General features: G+C 51.1%; 11 protein-coding genes. 6 read left to right on the top strand and 5 right to left on the bottom strand.

Annotated elements, in window-relative coordinates; genetic code table 11:
* Positions 1-50: 50 nt before the first annotated feature.
* On the bottom strand, positions 51-3,158 hold the full coding sequence (locus J3369_RS04225) for an efflux RND transporter permease subunit (RefSeq protein WP_349584155.1): 3,108 nt from the start codon (positions 3,156-3,158) through the stop codon (positions 51-53).
* 2 nt (positions 3,159-3,160) lie between these two features.
* Complete coding sequence (locus J3369_RS04220; protein ID WP_349584152.1) at positions 3,161-4,219, bottom strand: efflux RND transporter periplasmic adaptor subunit; 1,059 nt, start codon at positions 4,217-4,219, stop codon at positions 3,161-3,163.
* Between the two features lie 335 nt (positions 4,220-4,554).
* On the opposite strand from J3369_RS04220, the gene J3369_RS04215 reads away from it, so the two are divergent.
* From J3369_RS04215 to J3369_RS04195, 5 genes are all read left to right on the top strand, one after another.
* Positions 4,555-4,971 carry a hypothetical protein gene (locus J3369_RS04215; RefSeq protein ID WP_303573769.1) on the top strand — a complete coding sequence of 139 codons (417 nt, stop codon included), beginning with the start codon at positions 4,555-4,557 and terminating at the stop codon, positions 4,969-4,971.
* Positions 4,972-5,090: 119 nt separating this feature from the next.
* Positions 5,091-5,858, top strand: coding sequence for a class II aldolase/adducin family protein (locus J3369_RS04210; protein ID WP_119500081.1), 768 nt, complete (start codon positions 5,091-5,093; stop codon positions 5,856-5,858).
* A gap of 234 nt (positions 5,859-6,092) precedes the next feature.
* Positions 6,093-7,277 (top strand): mandelate racemase/muconate lactonizing enzyme family protein, encoded by a 1,185-nt coding sequence (locus tag J3369_RS04205; protein WP_119500080.1) that lies wholly within the window; start codon positions 6,093-6,095, stop codon positions 7,275-7,277.
* A 197-nt stretch (positions 7,278-7,474) separates the two neighbouring features.
* On the top strand, positions 7,475-8,131 hold the full coding sequence (locus J3369_RS04200) for a potassium channel family protein (protein ID WP_349584147.1): 657 nt from the start codon (positions 7,475-7,477) through the stop codon (positions 8,129-8,131).
* Positions 8,128-9,492 (top strand): TrkH family potassium uptake protein, encoded by a 1,365-nt coding sequence (locus J3369_RS04195; protein WP_349584144.1) that lies wholly within the window; start codon positions 8,128-8,130, stop codon positions 9,490-9,492. Before J3369_RS04200 ends, J3369_RS04195 begins: the two co-directional genes overlap by 4 nt.
* 57 nt (positions 9,493-9,549) lie before the next feature.
* Here J3369_RS04195 and J3369_RS04190 read toward each other — a convergent pair whose 3' ends face one another.
* The 3 genes from J3369_RS04190 to J3369_RS04180 all read right to left on the bottom strand — a co-directional run bounded on the left by J3369_RS04190 (position 9,550) and on the right by J3369_RS04180 (position 13,129).
* A complete protein-coding gene (locus J3369_RS04190; protein WP_349584141.1) occupies positions 9,550-10,389 on the bottom strand; it encodes an amidohydrolase family protein in 840 nt (279 codons plus the stop codon).
* 2 nt (positions 10,390-10,391) lie between these two features.
* A complete protein-coding gene (locus tag J3369_RS04185; RefSeq protein WP_349584138.1) occupies positions 10,392-11,141 on the bottom strand; it encodes an SDR family NAD(P)-dependent oxidoreductase in 750 nt (249 codons plus the stop codon).
* 119 nt (positions 11,142-11,260) lie between these two features.
* A complete protein-coding gene (locus tag J3369_RS04180) occupies positions 11,261-13,129 on the bottom strand; it encodes an acyltransferase family protein (RefSeq protein ID WP_349584135.1) in 1,869 nt (622 codons plus the stop codon).
* Positions 13,130-13,402: 273 nt separating this feature from the next.
* Between J3369_RS04180 and J3369_RS04175 the strand changes: the two genes are divergently transcribed.
* Positions 13,403-15,163: an acyl-CoA dehydrogenase family protein gene (locus J3369_RS04175; RefSeq protein WP_349584132.1), complete on the top strand. Its 1,761-nt coding sequence runs from the start codon at positions 13,403-13,405 to the stop codon at positions 15,161-15,163.
* The last annotated feature ends 83 nt before the right edge of the window (positions 15,164-15,246 follow it).

The following is a 15,246-nucleotide window of genomic DNA, read 5'->3' as shown; positions in this document are numbered from 1 at the left end:
GATAAAAAAATGGCCTGCGTCAGGCAGGCCATTTGTCGTTTACTCGCCGTTTATTCCAACTCCCCCTTGCGGTATGGAATAGCAGCATCCTGCTCTGTCAGTGCTTTTTCCCGGGCTTCCGGTGACCCGGTATTGCGGGCAAATGCAGCATAGGCTGTAGGCACGATGAACAGGGTCATAAAGGCCGATACGATTACGCCGGCAAATATCACCATACCAATCACCATCCGGCTTTCAGATCCAGGGCCTGTTGCCAGCACCAGCGGCAGCGAACTGAATACCGTAGTGAAACCCGTCATCACAATCGGGCGTAAGCGCTGGGCTGCAGCACGTTTCAGCGCCTCTTCAAATTCAACACCGGCATCCCGTAACTGGTTGGCAAACTCAACAATAAGAATACCGTTCTTCGCCGCCAGACCAATCAACATCACCAGCCCGATCTGGCTGTAGATATTCATGGTCATGCCTGCCACATACAAGCCGATAAACGCCCCGACCAGTGCCAGAGGAACGGTAAGCATAATAACCAGCGGATGCACCCAGCTTTCAAACTGGGCTGCAAGAATGAGGTAAGTCACCGCCAGTGCCAGAATGAAGACGAAGATAAATGAGTTACCGGCTTCATGATAAAGCTGGGACTCACCTTTGTAGTCAATGGACACAGCATCAGGCAGTTCTGTCGCAACGATGTTTTCCAGATACGCCAGTGCTTCCCCGAGGGTATAACCTTCTGCCAGGTTCGCTTCAATAGTAATAGCACGCATGCGGTTATAACGGTTCAGCAGCGCCGAAGTCGCCTGCTCATCCACTTTCAGCAGGTTATCCATGGGAATAAGCTGACCGGTGCGTTGTGAACGGACATACAGATTATCAATGCTGCTGGGGCTGCGGTAATCCGATTCTATCCCTTCCATGATGACGTAGTATTCTTCGCCTCTGTCCAGGTAAGTAGATACACGGCGTTGTCCCAGCATCACTTCCAGCGTGCGGCCGATATCAGAAATCGACACCCCTAAATCAGCTGCGCGGTCACGGTCTATATTCACCAGTAACTGCGGAGAGGTATCTTTGTAATCGGAATCCAGGCGAACCAGTCCCGGATTGTCTCTGGCTTTATCCATGACGATGTCACGCCAGGCCACCAGGTTTTCGTAGGTGTCGCCCTGCAACACAAACTGGACCGGACGCCCTGTCCCGCCACTGATGCCGCTTCGCATTACGCCAAACGCAGTGACATCCGGAATCACTTCCAGTTTTTTAGTCACCTCTTCCATTAATTCAAAAGACGTGAAGTCACGCTGATCCCATGGGATCACGCCTACCACAGCCAGCCCGGCCATGGTGCCCCGGCCCGGCGCACGTACCAGCAGGCGATCGAAAGTCCCTTCTTCACGGTAAGGCATCAGAATCGATTCCACTTTTCTCATGCTTTCCGCTGTATTTTCAAAAGACGCACCTTCCTGACCTTTTACCATTATATAAAAAGTCCCCCGGTCTTCTTTCGGCGTGAACTCTCCGGGAATTTTCCCGAACAGCTGCCAGATGAGAATTAGCGTAATGATGAACAGCACGGCCATCAGCCATGGCTGGTGGATGGTAGTACCCAGACTGCTTTCATAGCGGTTCTCGATAGCTTTAAAGCGCTTATCCAGCCAGCTGCCGAAGCCTTTATCCCGCGATTGCTTTTTCAGTAATTTCGAGCACATCATGGGAGACAGCGATAACGCCGTAAAACTGGAGAAAGCCACAGCGGCGGCCATAGCCAGCGCAAATTCTGTAAACAACCGCCCGATATTTCCTTCCAGGAAGATTAGCGGTACAAATACAGAAATCAGTACCAGCGTGGTGGCGATAACAGCAAAGCCTACTTCTTTTGCCCCGCGGTAAGACGCGAGTAAAGGCGGCTCTCCCATTTCGATACGACGGTAAATATTCTCAAGCACAACAATGGCATCATCCACCACCAGCCCGATGCCGAGCACCATCGCCAGCAGCGTCAGCAAGTTAATGGAAAAGCCCAGCATGTACATCACAATGAACGCACCGATCATCGACACCGGCACGGTGACAGCAGGGATCAGTGTTGCACGGACATTCCCGAGGAACAGATAAATCACTACCACCACCAGAATCATGGCGATAATCAGGGTGTTGTATACTTCGTTGATTGATTCCTCGATAAATACCGAAGAGTCGTAACTGGGTACAATGAAAATGTTATCCGGCAGCGTTTCTTCAATTTTAGCAATCTGCTCTTTGGCAGAACGCACCACATCGAGGGTATTGGCTTTCGACTGCTTAATGATCCCCAGGCCAATCATGTTTACACCGTCACCGCGGAATTCACTTTCGTCATCCTCCGGTGCCAGCTCCACATTGGCAATTTCACCCAGTCGTACCAGATAACCGTCATTACCTACCGCGACAGTCAACTGGGCGAAATCATCCGGCGTTAAGAATGAGCGCGCTACCCGCACCTCAAAATCCCGGTCATTGGACTCGACCTCACCAGCCGGCAACTCTACGTTTTCTGACTGAATCACATCTTCCACGTCGGTAACGGTGATACCACGTGCCGCCATGGCGTTACGGTCAAGAAACACCTTCATGGCATAGGTCCGGCCGCCGCCCAGCTGAACCCTGGCCACGCCATCAGCAATAGACAATCGGTCTACCAGGAAACGCTCAGCATAATCGGTAAGCTCCATGGTATCCAGGTTGGTACTGCGCAGGTTAAACCACACCACAACATCTTCGTCTGAACTTTCTTTTGATACCTCGGGAGGATCAGCCTGTTCAGGCAGGTTGTTCAGCGCACGGCTCACCCGTTCCCGCACATCATTGGCAGCGGCATCGATATCACGGGTCAGCTTAAACTCAATTGAAATAGACGAACGTCCGTTGCGGCTGGTTGAGGTGATATTTTTTATCCCTTCAATTCCGCTGATCCGGTCTTCCAGCAACTGAGTGATACGGGTTTCAACAATGTTGGCAGAAGCCCCGTCGTAGTTGGTGTTGATTGATACGATTGGCGGGTCGATATCCGGATATTCCCGCAGCGACAGCATACTGATCGCCACGATGCCGAAGATCACCACCAGCAAATTAATCACCGATGCGAACACCGGCCTTTTTACGGAAGCATCAGATAACCACATGGTTACACTCCCTCAGCATTCAGTACACGAACGGCAGAGCCTTCCTGCACACGTAACGTGCCTTCGGTAATAATACGTTCACCGCTGACCAGGCCGTCGACAACCTGCACGATACCGGGTTTACGCTCACCGATAATGACTTCGCGTTGCTCGACCACATCGTTATTCACGACAAATACGTACTGCTTATCCTGAATGGGCACCAGCGCTTTTTCAGGAATAACCAGTGTTTCCAGAACCTGCTTTTCCAGTGTGATTTGAAGCAGCATACCGGGACGGATTTTCACCGGTTCGTTTTTAATGTGTGCTCTTACCAGAACAGAGCGTGAGACCGGATCGATACGGGAACCGATAGTGGCAATGGTGCCTTCAAAATCTTCTCCCGGATACGCTACGGAACGGGCGATAACCCGCTGACCGGGAGAAAGGCTGGCCAGCTGCCCTTCTGCCACACTGAAATCGACCTTGATAATGCTGATATCATCCAGCGTGGTAATGGCGTCACCCGGTTGTACCAGTGAGCCTTTGCTGATGTTGCGGATGCCAAGCAGACCGGCAAAGGGTGCACGGATTTGCAGCTCATCCAGCTGAGACTTCGCAACATCCAGTTGCGCTTCAAGTCCTTTCAGTTTGGCTTGCTGTTCGCCAAGTATTTGTTGCGATGCCGCGCGGGTTTTGGCCAGGTTCACTACCCGCTCATACTGACTTTTCGCTTCCACAATGTTCGCTTCAAGTTCAACAATGCGGGCCAGCTCTTGGTCATTATTCAACTGAACCAGTAATTGCCCGGTTTTTACCGTATCACCGTCATCAAACTTTACGTCTGTAACGCGGTCGGTCTGCTGCGCCGTGATCGTGACCGATTCGTTGGCATTGGCCGTACCCAGCGCCTCGATGGTCACCGGAAAGGTTTGCTCGGCAACTACAGTCACGCGAACGGGAGAAGGTAAACGGCCTCCGCCTGCGGAAGATTCTTCAGCAGGCAGATTGATATAAATTAAGAACGCACCTAACGCGACAACGCCCACCAGTAACGGGGACAAAAAGGACTTTTTCGACATCTCTGATTCCTATCAACGTTTCTCAACTGCACAGTCAGGGCGATGCTGACACTGTGTATGCATTTCTATTCCATGCACTGAGAAATTAAAACAAGCCTTGGTACGTGGCTGTTGTTATTGTTGTTATACTGCCGGACAACTCATGATGAAATCAGGCTGCCGGTCTGTTTGTTTATAATTATTTAAATTTTATTTTACCTGGTTGTATGCTTTTTAGGATTCGCTCATCAGTCGTTTTGTTACTTCTGCCGCTTTTTGGCTGCTCTGAGGTTCCCGCGCCCCCGGTTTGCCGTTCAGTTGAATCAACCTTACCGGCTCATGACGCTCTCGCCTGTGTGATCAAAACAGATAAATACGCATTACTGCTGGAAAACGCCGGAGGTCTTCTGACCATGCCGCTGGCCAGCATCAATGAAGAGCAAAGTGAACAGTGCGCCCTGCATGAACAGGTCTGGCAACAAACCGGTGTAAACGTGGAAGTGGGTAAACTTGTGCTGACCACCAGCCAGAATATGGCCGTGTACGAATGCACCCAGCAAGCCGGCCTGGACAACATCACTGGCGACTTCCCCTCGCCCGGCTGGACCGGCAAATCACTCAGTTGGGTAAAGCGTGATGTTTTTTCAATCAATATCAAAGACATGGAAAACCGCGATCATTTGATCCCGCTGCGTGACAGCGTCACAATACTGCATCAGAATACGCAACCAGCCGGTGGTAACACCACCACAGCGAACCAGTCCGGAGAGTAAATCTCAACGTCTCTGCATTTTCCTCCGGATGATAAATAATAAGTCAGACGATACTGGCATTGTTGACTGTCAGTCCCTCTGCTACTTTGTATCAACAGGACATAAAAGGAGTGATACCCGTGTTTGAGCTTGAACATTTCAGTTTGAAAGACAAGGTGTCGCCGGAAGAATGGCAAACCCGCGTCGATCTCGCCGCCTGCTACAGGCTGGTAGATAACATGCGCTGGGGCGATCTTATCTATACTCACATTTCCGCTAAAGTACCGGGTACACAGCATTATCTGGTTAACCCTTTTGGTCTGGCATTTGATGAAGTGCGCGCGTCGAATCTGGTGAAGGTGGATCTCGACGGCAATATTCTCGATGGCTCCCCCTACCAGATTAATCCGGCCGGTTTCACCATTCACAGCGCCATACACGAAGTCCGTGAAGATGCGAAATGTGTTATTCACCTGCACACAAAAGCCACTATCGCCGTGGCGTCAGTTAAAGGTGGTTTGAAACCCTGGAGCCAGTATTCTCTGTTCTCCCTGCCCTCGCTGAGCTATCACAGCTACGAAGGTCTGGCGGTTGATGACAATGAAAGAAAGCAATTACAGGATGATTTGGGCGATACCAACCATATGTTATTGCCCAATCACGGCGGCTTGACGTTAGGCCCTACGGTAGGCGACGCATTTATGCGCTTTTATGATCTGGAACGCGCCTGTGATATACAAATGTCACTGATGCAATCCGGTCAGGAAGTGATTGAAATACCCGAGCCCATTGTAAAGGGCATTTATGATCAGGCAAAAATTGTACACTCAGGCGAAACCGGCGGCCAGAAAGCCTGGCCAGCGATGCTGAGAAAAGCCTGGAAACTCGACCCGACATTCTGCGAATAAGCTAGTTGCAGGCTAATTGCGGGGACGGGATTGGCATTTATAGCGCACCGGTTTATACGGAATCTTGTCAGCTATCGCGGCGGCGCCGTTGCGGGAACGGATTGTCATTCATAACACGGCGTAAACCCATCCATGGTGCCTCGGCTGCCGCATCCCTGCGGCAGACGGTTATGAATGCCAATCCTTTTTCCCGCTGCGTCTGCGCTTAGACAGCAACTACATTCAGGACAAAAGATGAAAATTACCAAAGTTGAAATATTTGATATTGAATGCCCGGAACGTCCGCCTTGGAATCCGGTTTTTGTGCGTATTTACACCGATGAAGGTATTACCGGTGTTGGTGAAGCAGGCCTGGCTTACGACTGGGGACATTCTGCTGCTGCGCACATGATCAAAGAAATCGCAGAAGCTATGCTGATTGGCTGGAACCCTTTCAACACTGAAGGTCTGTGGTCGAAAATGCTCCGTGAGAGCTTCTGGGGCTTAGGTGGCGGTCCTGTCATTTACGCCGCCATGAGTGCGGTGGATACAGCCCTTTGGGATATCAAAGGTAAAGCACTTGGCTTGCCGGTTTATCAACTGCTTGGCGGTAAGACTAACGGCAAGCTGCGTTCTTACGCCAGTCAGCTACAGTTCGACTGGGATACCACTATCACCAAACTGATCCAGCCTGAAGAATATGGCCGTGCCGCAGAAAAGGCGATGGCTGAAGGTTACACCGCGGTGAAAGTTGACCCAATCGTTTATGACATTAACGGCGACACCCATTATGACCGCACGAAAATCATTTCCAGAGGGGAAATGAAACTGTTCCGTGCACGTCTGCAGGCAATCCGTGATGCCATGGGTGACGAAGGCGATATTATTTTTGAATGCCACAGCTTACCGGGTGCGACTACGGCTATTCAACTGGGCGAACTGGTAGAAGAATTCGGCTGTATGTACTACGAAGAACCGGTTAACTACCTGAACTCAAAACTGCATGACAAAGTTGCCCGTAACGTGAAGGCACCGATTGCCGGCGGCGAACGTTTGTATAACCGCTGGGGCATCCGTCCGTATCTGGAAGATCAGTCTCTGGACGTTTTACAGCCTGATATTGGTCTGTGCGGCGGCTTCACCGAAGCGAAAAAAGTGTGTGACTACGCCGACATATACGATGTGCGCATTCAGGCTCACGTCTGCGGTGGTCCGGTGGCAACGGCAGCCAGCCTGCACCTTGAAACCGCCATTCCTAACTTCCTGATCCACGAGCATCACACCTACGCGACAAAATCCTGGAACCGTGAATTATGTATTCAGGATCCTCAACCGGTTAACGGATTTATCGAAGCGCCGGACACACCGGGAATTGGTATCGAGCTGAATGATGAAGTGGTTTACCGCTCACCCAACATGTCAGTGACTGAACTGAAATAAGTCGCAGTGACGCATTTAAAATCTTCAGAGCCGTTCATCCGTTGAACGGCTTTTTTCTGTCCGCAGGAAAGCGCCGGCTTACATAGCTGAAACCACCAACTATCACGTTCAGTAACCGCTCCTTTTTCCAGTCTCTCACGTACCATACGCCAGTTGCCGCAATCCTTGCGACGCCGTTTCCGTTTTCTGGAGCACTTATGGCGCATTTTACTGTCATCGGCCTTGGCCGCTTTGGCATTACCACCAGTTTAGAACTGATCCATCTGGGTCACACTGTTACCGGTATCGACAGCGATGAAAAGCTGGCTGAACAATATTCTACCGAACTGACCCAAACCCTTATCTGTGACGCCACCGACGAAAGAGCCATGGCAGAACTCAGTCTTCACGACAGTGATGCCGTGCTTGTCGCCATCGGTGAAGATATGCAGGCCAGCTTGCTGTGTGTGCTGAACCTGAAAAATGAAGGTGTGCAGAATATCTGGGTGAAGGCTAACAGCAAAGCGCATCACACCATTCTTTCAAAACTGGATGTGAGCCGGATCATTCATCCTGAAGAAGAGATGGGCGTTCGCGTGGCTCAGGCATTGAATTATCCTATGGTCAGCGACTATCTGAGTTTGGGGCACGGCTATTACATTGTAGAAGTGGTGGTACCGCAAACAAAGTCCCCCATGACACTGGATACGGTCATTAACGGCTACAAAGATGATATTCACTGCCTGATGGTTAAACGTAAGCATCAGATACACTGTACGCCTGACATGGCGTTTCACCTGAAACCTGAAGATCAGCTGGTGCTGAGTGGTTCCAGGGAAGTGCTGGTAAAAATTGCGCCGAGACTTAAACATTGAAACGCTGGTTACCGGCGAACCGCCCGCTGGAACGAAAGCCGAAAGGCGCGCGAAAAATTCAGGCGGCTCCGCCTCTTATCCTGTCGTTGAGCTTTCTGAGCTTTATCGTTCTTGGCACCCAGCTGCTTAAATTGCCCTTTGCCACCACAGCACCAATCACCTGGACGCAAAGCCTGTTCACCGCCACCTCAGCGGTGACTGTAACGGGACTTGCCGTTGTGGATACCGGAACCGGCTTCACTCTTTTCGGACAAACCGTTATTGCCGGCCTCATTCAATTTGGCGGTCTTGGTTTAATGACTTTTGCGGTTGTAACACTGGTCGCGGTAGGCAGTAAAATAAGCTTTCTGCAACAAAGCGCGGTGAAAGAAGCGTTTAATGAAACCGACACGTCGTCGCTGGTCAGTACCGCCAAAGCCGTTATTCTTTTTGCGCTGGTAACAGAAGCCGCAGGCATGCTGATCCTGACCTGCTACTGGCAGGCGGAATCTGGCTGGTCAACGGCCGCATACGAAGCCTTCTTCTATACCATATCCGCGTTCAATAACGCCGGCTTTGCACTGCAGCCGGACAGTTTGTCCCGGTATGTCAGCGATCCGGTAGTTAACATCACGATTACCGCGTTGTTCATCACCGGCGGACTGGGCTTTTCTGTATGGATAGATCTGGTTAAAAAACGAAGCTGGCAAACGCTGACGCCTTACAGTAAAACCATGATAGCCGGTACGGTCATCATCAACGTAGTAGCGTTATTGCTTATTTATGTCATTGAATACGATAACCCGGACACGCTGGGCAAGCTGGACGCGGCGGGTAAATGGTGGGCCTCCTGGTTTCAGGCAGTCACACCGAGAACTGCGGGCTTTAACACTTTGGATATTGCTGCACTGGAAGACGGCTCTGTCACCCTTATGTTGCTGCTGATGTTTATCGGCGGCGGGTCAATGAGTACCGCCAGCGGTATCAAAGTCGTAACCTTCGTGGTACTTCTGACCGCCACTTACAATTTTCTGCGCCGTGACCACGCGCCAACGCTTTTTCAACGCACCATCCGTACAGAAACCGTGTCTAAAGCTTTGGCTCTGACAGTGATTTCAGGCGGGGTAACCTGGGTGGCGATTTTTCTGCTGACCATCACAGAGGATGCACCTTTTCTGGATATCGTCTTTGAAGCTGTATCGGCGATGGGCACGGTGGGTCTGTCGAGAGGACTGACAGGAAGCTTATCCGCTGCCGGCGAAGGCATTATTATTGTACTGATGTTCCTTGGCCGGCTGGGGCCGCTTACCCTCGCCTATTTGCTGGCAAGTCCGAGACAACGTCATGTTCGCTACCCTGACAGCCGTATTTCTATCGGATAAAAGTCTCAGACCTTATCTCTAAGCTTGCCGGTGTGGATTACCTGAATAGCCGGCAGGCTAACCAAAATACCAGTCCAGAGTATTTTCACTCAGCCATTTGTCTGCATACACGGCGGGCACTGCCTGCGTTATTGTGCGCCAGAAAGCATCGTAATCACTGTGCCAGGTACACAAGGGAAAGTTACTGCCTGTCATTACCCGGCTTTCGCCAAAATACTGATGCACGGTGTTCACCACCGGCGCAATATCATCAGCACGCCATTGACGGTTATGCATTTCCCAACCGGACAGTTTTACGGCAATATTATCAGCCCTGCTTAAGGCTTTCAGGTTGTCCTGCCACACCTTAATATTTTTATCTGCCAACGGAAATCCGGCATGATTCAGAATGAAGGACATGGCAGGAAAATCCGCAGCCACAGCAGACAGCGCCTGGACGCCGGCAGTGTCATACAAGGATAACTGGGCATCAAAACTCAATCCCGCCTCTGCCAGCAATGCCAGGCTCCCTTTGGCTTCAGCATCGTTCAGAACAGACGCGGCTTCGTCGTCCAGAATATGCCTGACACCGGTAATACAAGGGCGTTTGAGCAATTCTGAAATCACATGCTGATTATTACCTGCCAGCAAATCAAAGCCGGCAACTGCGCGAAAAGGCATATGGCAATGCTGCGCCAGGTAATCAGCCTCACGCCAGGGCTTTGCATTGTCGAATCCGGCTTCAATATGCACAAACCCGCTAAGCTGCTCCGGGGCTGACACAACTAAATCAGACTCAGAGAAATTTTTCGCGATAACCGGTTTATCCGGCCAGAATGGCGGATTGTCAGGGGACAACCAGCGGTATTCACCGGCCTGTAAATCAAATAAGTGCAGATGGGCGTCGATGATTTTCATGGTTACTGTGTGGTATAGCCGCCGTCGATACTTTGCAGACTGCCGGTGATAAAAGCCGCATCTTCACTGGCAAGGAAGAATATTAACGCAGCCACTTCTTCCGGTTGTCCCAGCCGTCCGAGGGGTTGTGCAGCGGCCTCTTCTGCGTGCACTTCTGCTTTATCCGCACCGCTTGCGGCCACATATTTATCGATGGCGTTATGATACAAAGGCGTTTCGATTGTGCCCGGGCAAACCGCGTTTGCACGAATATTATGAGGCGCGTAATCCAGCGCGGTGGTTTTAGCCATGGATGCCAGCGCCGCTTTACTCAGGTTATAAGCAAAAGAATTACGCTTACCGATGATCGCCTGGTCTGACGCCATGATGATGATTGCGCCTTTGTTCGCCTGTTTCATTACCGGCAACACCGCGCGTACTGCATGATAGGCCCCTTTCACGTTTAAAGAGAACACCTTATCGAAGTCTTCCGGAGTAGTGTCTTCGATGGTGGCAGAGAAATGCATACCCGCATTGCTTACCAGGCAATCGATACGTCCGAAACGCGCTGCAATGTCACTGATACAGTCACTGACCGCTGCAGCACTGGTGACATCGCACTGCATCCATTGCGCGTGCTCAGGAGGGTTATCGAAATCACGAATATCTAAATTGATGACCTGATATCCCCCGGACGCAAACTTTTCGCAGACGGCCAGACCGATCCCTAAACTGCCGCCGGTGACCACGCAAACAGGTGATGATTGTTGCATTACTTTTCCTATTTCAGCTTTCGCCTTCACAATGGCTAACAGGATGCCTGCAGTTGACGGAAAAGTAAAAATGAACCGTGCCGGCAGCGTTCAGTTTCATAACTGACAATCTCAGGCGGTCAGGGCTTCTCCGTCGCCAGGCTGACATCAGCAGACGCCATCACCTGCATCAATTCCTGCCAGACTTTTCCTGCCCCGTGCACCGCAAGATGAGAGCGGTCTGAGTGAACCGGTTCCCCGTCATCAATGATGGTACAGGTTTCGCCTTCACAAAGGGCGGCATCAGGATCCACGTACCACACATTACTGTGCGCTTCAGCAAATTGCTTCAGGCGGCCATTAACAGAGTAGTCCTGCTTCGGCTGAGTACTGCTGCATACAGGAAAAAAGCCGGCGGCGGGAAGAGACTGCCTGGCCAGACATTCGTAAGCATTTACCCACGCCTTTTGTGGCACACCAACCAGAAAATACTTTCTGTCACCTAACCTTGAGATAAAGGTTTCCATTTCAGCGATGACTTTGTCGTTATATTCTTCTTCGGTAAGCTCCAGCTTATCACTGGCGTCCTTTTTCATGATTTTTTCCTGATAACTGTCCCATGACTGAGCCAGAACCAGCGGCTTGTCGTTACCTTCTATCCGTTGTTTCACTTCCTCAAACTGATCGGAGCAAGCTTCAAGTTCCCCGCCTTCTTCATATTTGGCCAGTGTGGGAAAGAAGGGACAGCCATGATAAAACCGTCCGAGTACCGGGATCCCGCTGTCACGCAGCGTACGGCCATATTGAAGAGAATAACTGTCACCAATCAGAATAAACTTGTAGTCATTGTCCTTCGCATGAAAATAAATCCATTCATCGGCACTGTATCCCGCCCCGCCATAATAGGTTTCATGGTAAGACAGAGCATCATGATGGAATTTCTCCGGCACGCGCTCCGGCGATCCCTGTTGCAGGTAAACCCATAAACTCCCCGCAAGGGTCAGGATGAACATCAACCAGTAACGCCGGGGCCGGTGGTGCTGCTCTATCAGCCGGTAGGACAACCAGCCTGCCAGAGTAGTCAGGGTAACAAAAAGCCAGAAAGACAGTTCAAGGTGGTAGATATTGTTCGCCGCCACAATGATCCAGTGCCAAAGATAGATGGAGTAAGACCACAATCCCAGTTTCTGACTGACGACATTGGTGGTGATGACGCTCTTTTCGTCCCGCGCCTGAATGACCATAAACGTGCCGGCAACCGGAAAGAATGCGAGATAGCCGGGCCAGAGATTATCTTCGCTGATAACAAAATAGGTTATTGCGATGAGCGCCAGTCCCGCCAGTGCAAGGTAACCCCGCGTTTTGTCTGAAACATTTAACGGATAGAAGAATGCCACTCCGCCGGCCAGCATTTCCCAGGCCCGTGCAGAAATTAAAAAATAGCTTGCTGAAGGATAAGCAAAAGACAGCCACAGGTTAGCTAAGAAGGCCAGCAAGGTGAGGGCCAGCACAACATGCCTGAGGGACTCGCTGCCACACAGTTTACGTAGCCCGATGAGTATCAGTGGATAAAGGAGATAAAACTGCCACTCCACAGACAGTGACCAGGTATGCAGCAACCATTTTTGCGTCGATGCCGCATCAAAATAACCGGCCTCCTGCCAGTACACAATATTCGAAACAAAAGTCAGGCTGGACGCAATATGCTTACTCAGCGCGGCATAATCAACCGGCGTGACAGCAAACCAGCCGCACACCAGTAATACCAGACAAGCCGCTGTCAGAGCAGGAACGATACGTTTAGCTCTGGCACAATAGAACCGCCAGGTACCGAAGGTTTTTTTATCCAGCCCCCTGCTGATAATGGAAGTCATCAGGAAACCGGATATCACAAAGAACACATCGACGCCGGCGAAGCCGCCGGGCAGGTATTCCGGTTGATAATGAAAAAGCACCACGGCAATCACTGCCAGCGCGCGGAGTCCGTTTATATCTTTACGAAATTGCAATTCATTCCCTGTCAATCACATGCCTGAACGCAGAGCGTCTGACCAGGCACTTTTTGTCATCACATAACTACGCTTAAAGGGATAATCAGGATTACCCCGCAACCGGTCTGCTCAATTCACGCCGCTACGGCTACCGCTGCCCTTTCTCAGCTCATAGACTATGCTTTCATTCAGATGACAAACACTAAATTTAAAACCTGCAGGCTATCTTGTCCCGTGAGTTTGTGCATATAATGTTAAAATTCAAACAAGCGTTTAACTTTGGAGTGAATCATGCCGCAATATCAGGCGCCACTGGCGGATTTTCAATTTCTGTTGCGGGACTGGCTGAACGTCAGTGACCATTATCAATCGACCGGACTGGAAGATTTCGATTTTGAGCTTGCCAGCGAAGTGCTCACTCAGGGAGCCAGATTTGCAGAAGACGTGGTGGCACCGCTAAACCGCAGCGGTGACGAAGCCGGCTGTACGTTTGCAAATGGTGCAGTAACTACGCCGCAAGGGTTTGCTGCGGCCTATGAAGAGTATGTTGCCAATGGCTGGAACGCCATGCTTGGTCCGGTGGACTACGAAGGTCAGGGATTACCCTACACCATGGCGGTGCCGGTGCATGAAATGCTGAACTCAGCCAACCTGAGCTGGCGCCTGACGACTATGCTGACAGAAAGCGCTGTTCTGGCTGTCAGCCGCCATGCAAGTGAGGATTTAAAAGCCACTTATCTGGCTAAGCTGGTGTCCGGAGAGTGGACCGGAACCATGAACCTGACAGAGCCTCAGGCCGGTACTGATCTGGCTTTGCTGAACACAAAAGCCGAGCCGCAGGACGACGGCAGTTATCGCATTACCGGCAGCAAAATATTCATCACCGGCGGCGACCACGACTGGACGTCGAATATTATCCATATGGTGCTGGCACGTTTAGCTGATGCGCCGAAAGGTGTGAAGGGGATCAGCCTGTTTCTGGTGCCGAAGTTTATGCCGGACAGTCAGGGAGAACCGGGTGAAGCTAACTCGCTGTCTGTGGGCAGTATTGAACACAAGATGGGGATCAAAGCCAGTCCCACCTGTGTGATGAATTTCGATGGCGCGACAGGCTGGCTGGTTGGCGGTGAAAACCAGGGCCTGACCTGTATGTTTACCATGATGAATGATGCCCGTTTTCAGGTAGGTCTGCAGGGGCTGGGTGCTGCAGAAGCCTCTTTCCAGGGCGCACTGACATATGCCAGAGAACGGCTTCAAAGCCGCGCGCCACAGGGCGTACAGCAACCGGACGCGAAAGCCGATCCTATTGTATTTCAGCCTGATGTGGCCCGTATGCTACTCACCCAGAAAACGTTAACAGAAGGCAGCCGCGCTTTATCACTGTTATATGCAAAGTATATGGATGCGGAGCACTACGGGACAGAGGACGAGAAACAGCACGCCGGTCAGGTTCTGCAATTTCTGACACCGGTCTGCAAAGCATTCTTCACTGATATGGGGCTGGAAACCACCAGCCTGGGGATCCAGATATTCGGCGGACACGGCTACATCCGGGAATGGGGCATGGAGCAACTGATGCGGGATGTGCGTATAGCCCAGTTGTATGAAGGTACCAATGGCATACAGGCGCTGGATTTAATTGGCCGTAAACTGACCCGCGATGGCGGCAACATGCTGAAAGCGACTTACGACGTGTTTGCCGGACTTGTTGACGCTATGACAGATTCAGACGCCAGACAGAATGCACAGACTCTGCTGGGCAGCTGGATGGATGCATCCACTGCCTGCCTGGACAAAGATCCGGTATTTGTAGCGGCTGCGGCCTGTGATTATCTGGCTTACACAGCGTATTCATTAACTGGTCTGTGCTGGTACAGCATGGCAGATAAAGCCGCGCGGGGAGACAATCCCACCTTTGCCGCAGCGAAACAAAAGTGTGCAGATTTTTACATTGCACGTATCTTGCCACGGCGGGACGCGCATTTGTCAGCCATGTTAAGCGGCGCTGAGAATGTACTTGCCGTCAGTGGCAGTGAGTTTGACTACCGCTGATTATCACTGGCAACGATAGCAACAGATAAAAAAGAAGGGCGCCTGCAATGCAAGGCGCCCTTTTCATTTATATCAAATCAGCA

The sequence above is a fragment of the Alteromonas sp. NFXS44 genome, from assembly GCF_040148705.1.
GTDB lineage: Bacteria > Pseudomonadota > Gammaproteobacteria > Enterobacterales > Alteromonadaceae > Alteromonas.
Note: the sequence above shows the minus strand (reverse complement) of the source record. Positions and strands in the feature narration are given on the sequence as shown.

Coding starts and splice junctions, on each gene's coding strand:
- J3369_RS04200 (WP_349584147.1), top strand. CDS start 7,475: ATGGCGCATTTTACTGTCATCGGCCTTGGCCGCTTTGGCATTACCACC.
- J3369_RS04205 (WP_119500080.1), top strand. CDS start 6,093: ATGAAAATTACCAAAGTTGAAATATTTGATATTGAATGCCCGGAACGT.
- J3369_RS04220 (WP_349584152.1), bottom strand. CDS start 4,219: ATGTCGAAAAAGTCCTTTTTGTCCCCGTTACTGGTGGGCGTTGTCGCG.
- J3369_RS04175 (WP_349584132.1), top strand. CDS start 13,403: ATGCCGCAATATCAGGCGCCACTGGCGGATTTTCAATTTCTGTTGCGG.
- J3369_RS04225 (WP_349584155.1), bottom strand. CDS start 3,158: ATGTGGTTATCTGATGCTTCCGTAAAAAGGCCGGTGTTCGCATCGGTG.
- J3369_RS04190 (WP_349584141.1), bottom strand. CDS start 10,389: ATGAAAATCATCGACGCCCATCTGCACTTATTTGATTTACAGGCCGGT.
- J3369_RS04185 (WP_349584138.1), bottom strand. CDS start 11,141: ATGCAACAATCATCACCTGTTTGCGTGGTCACCGGCGGCAGTTTAGGG.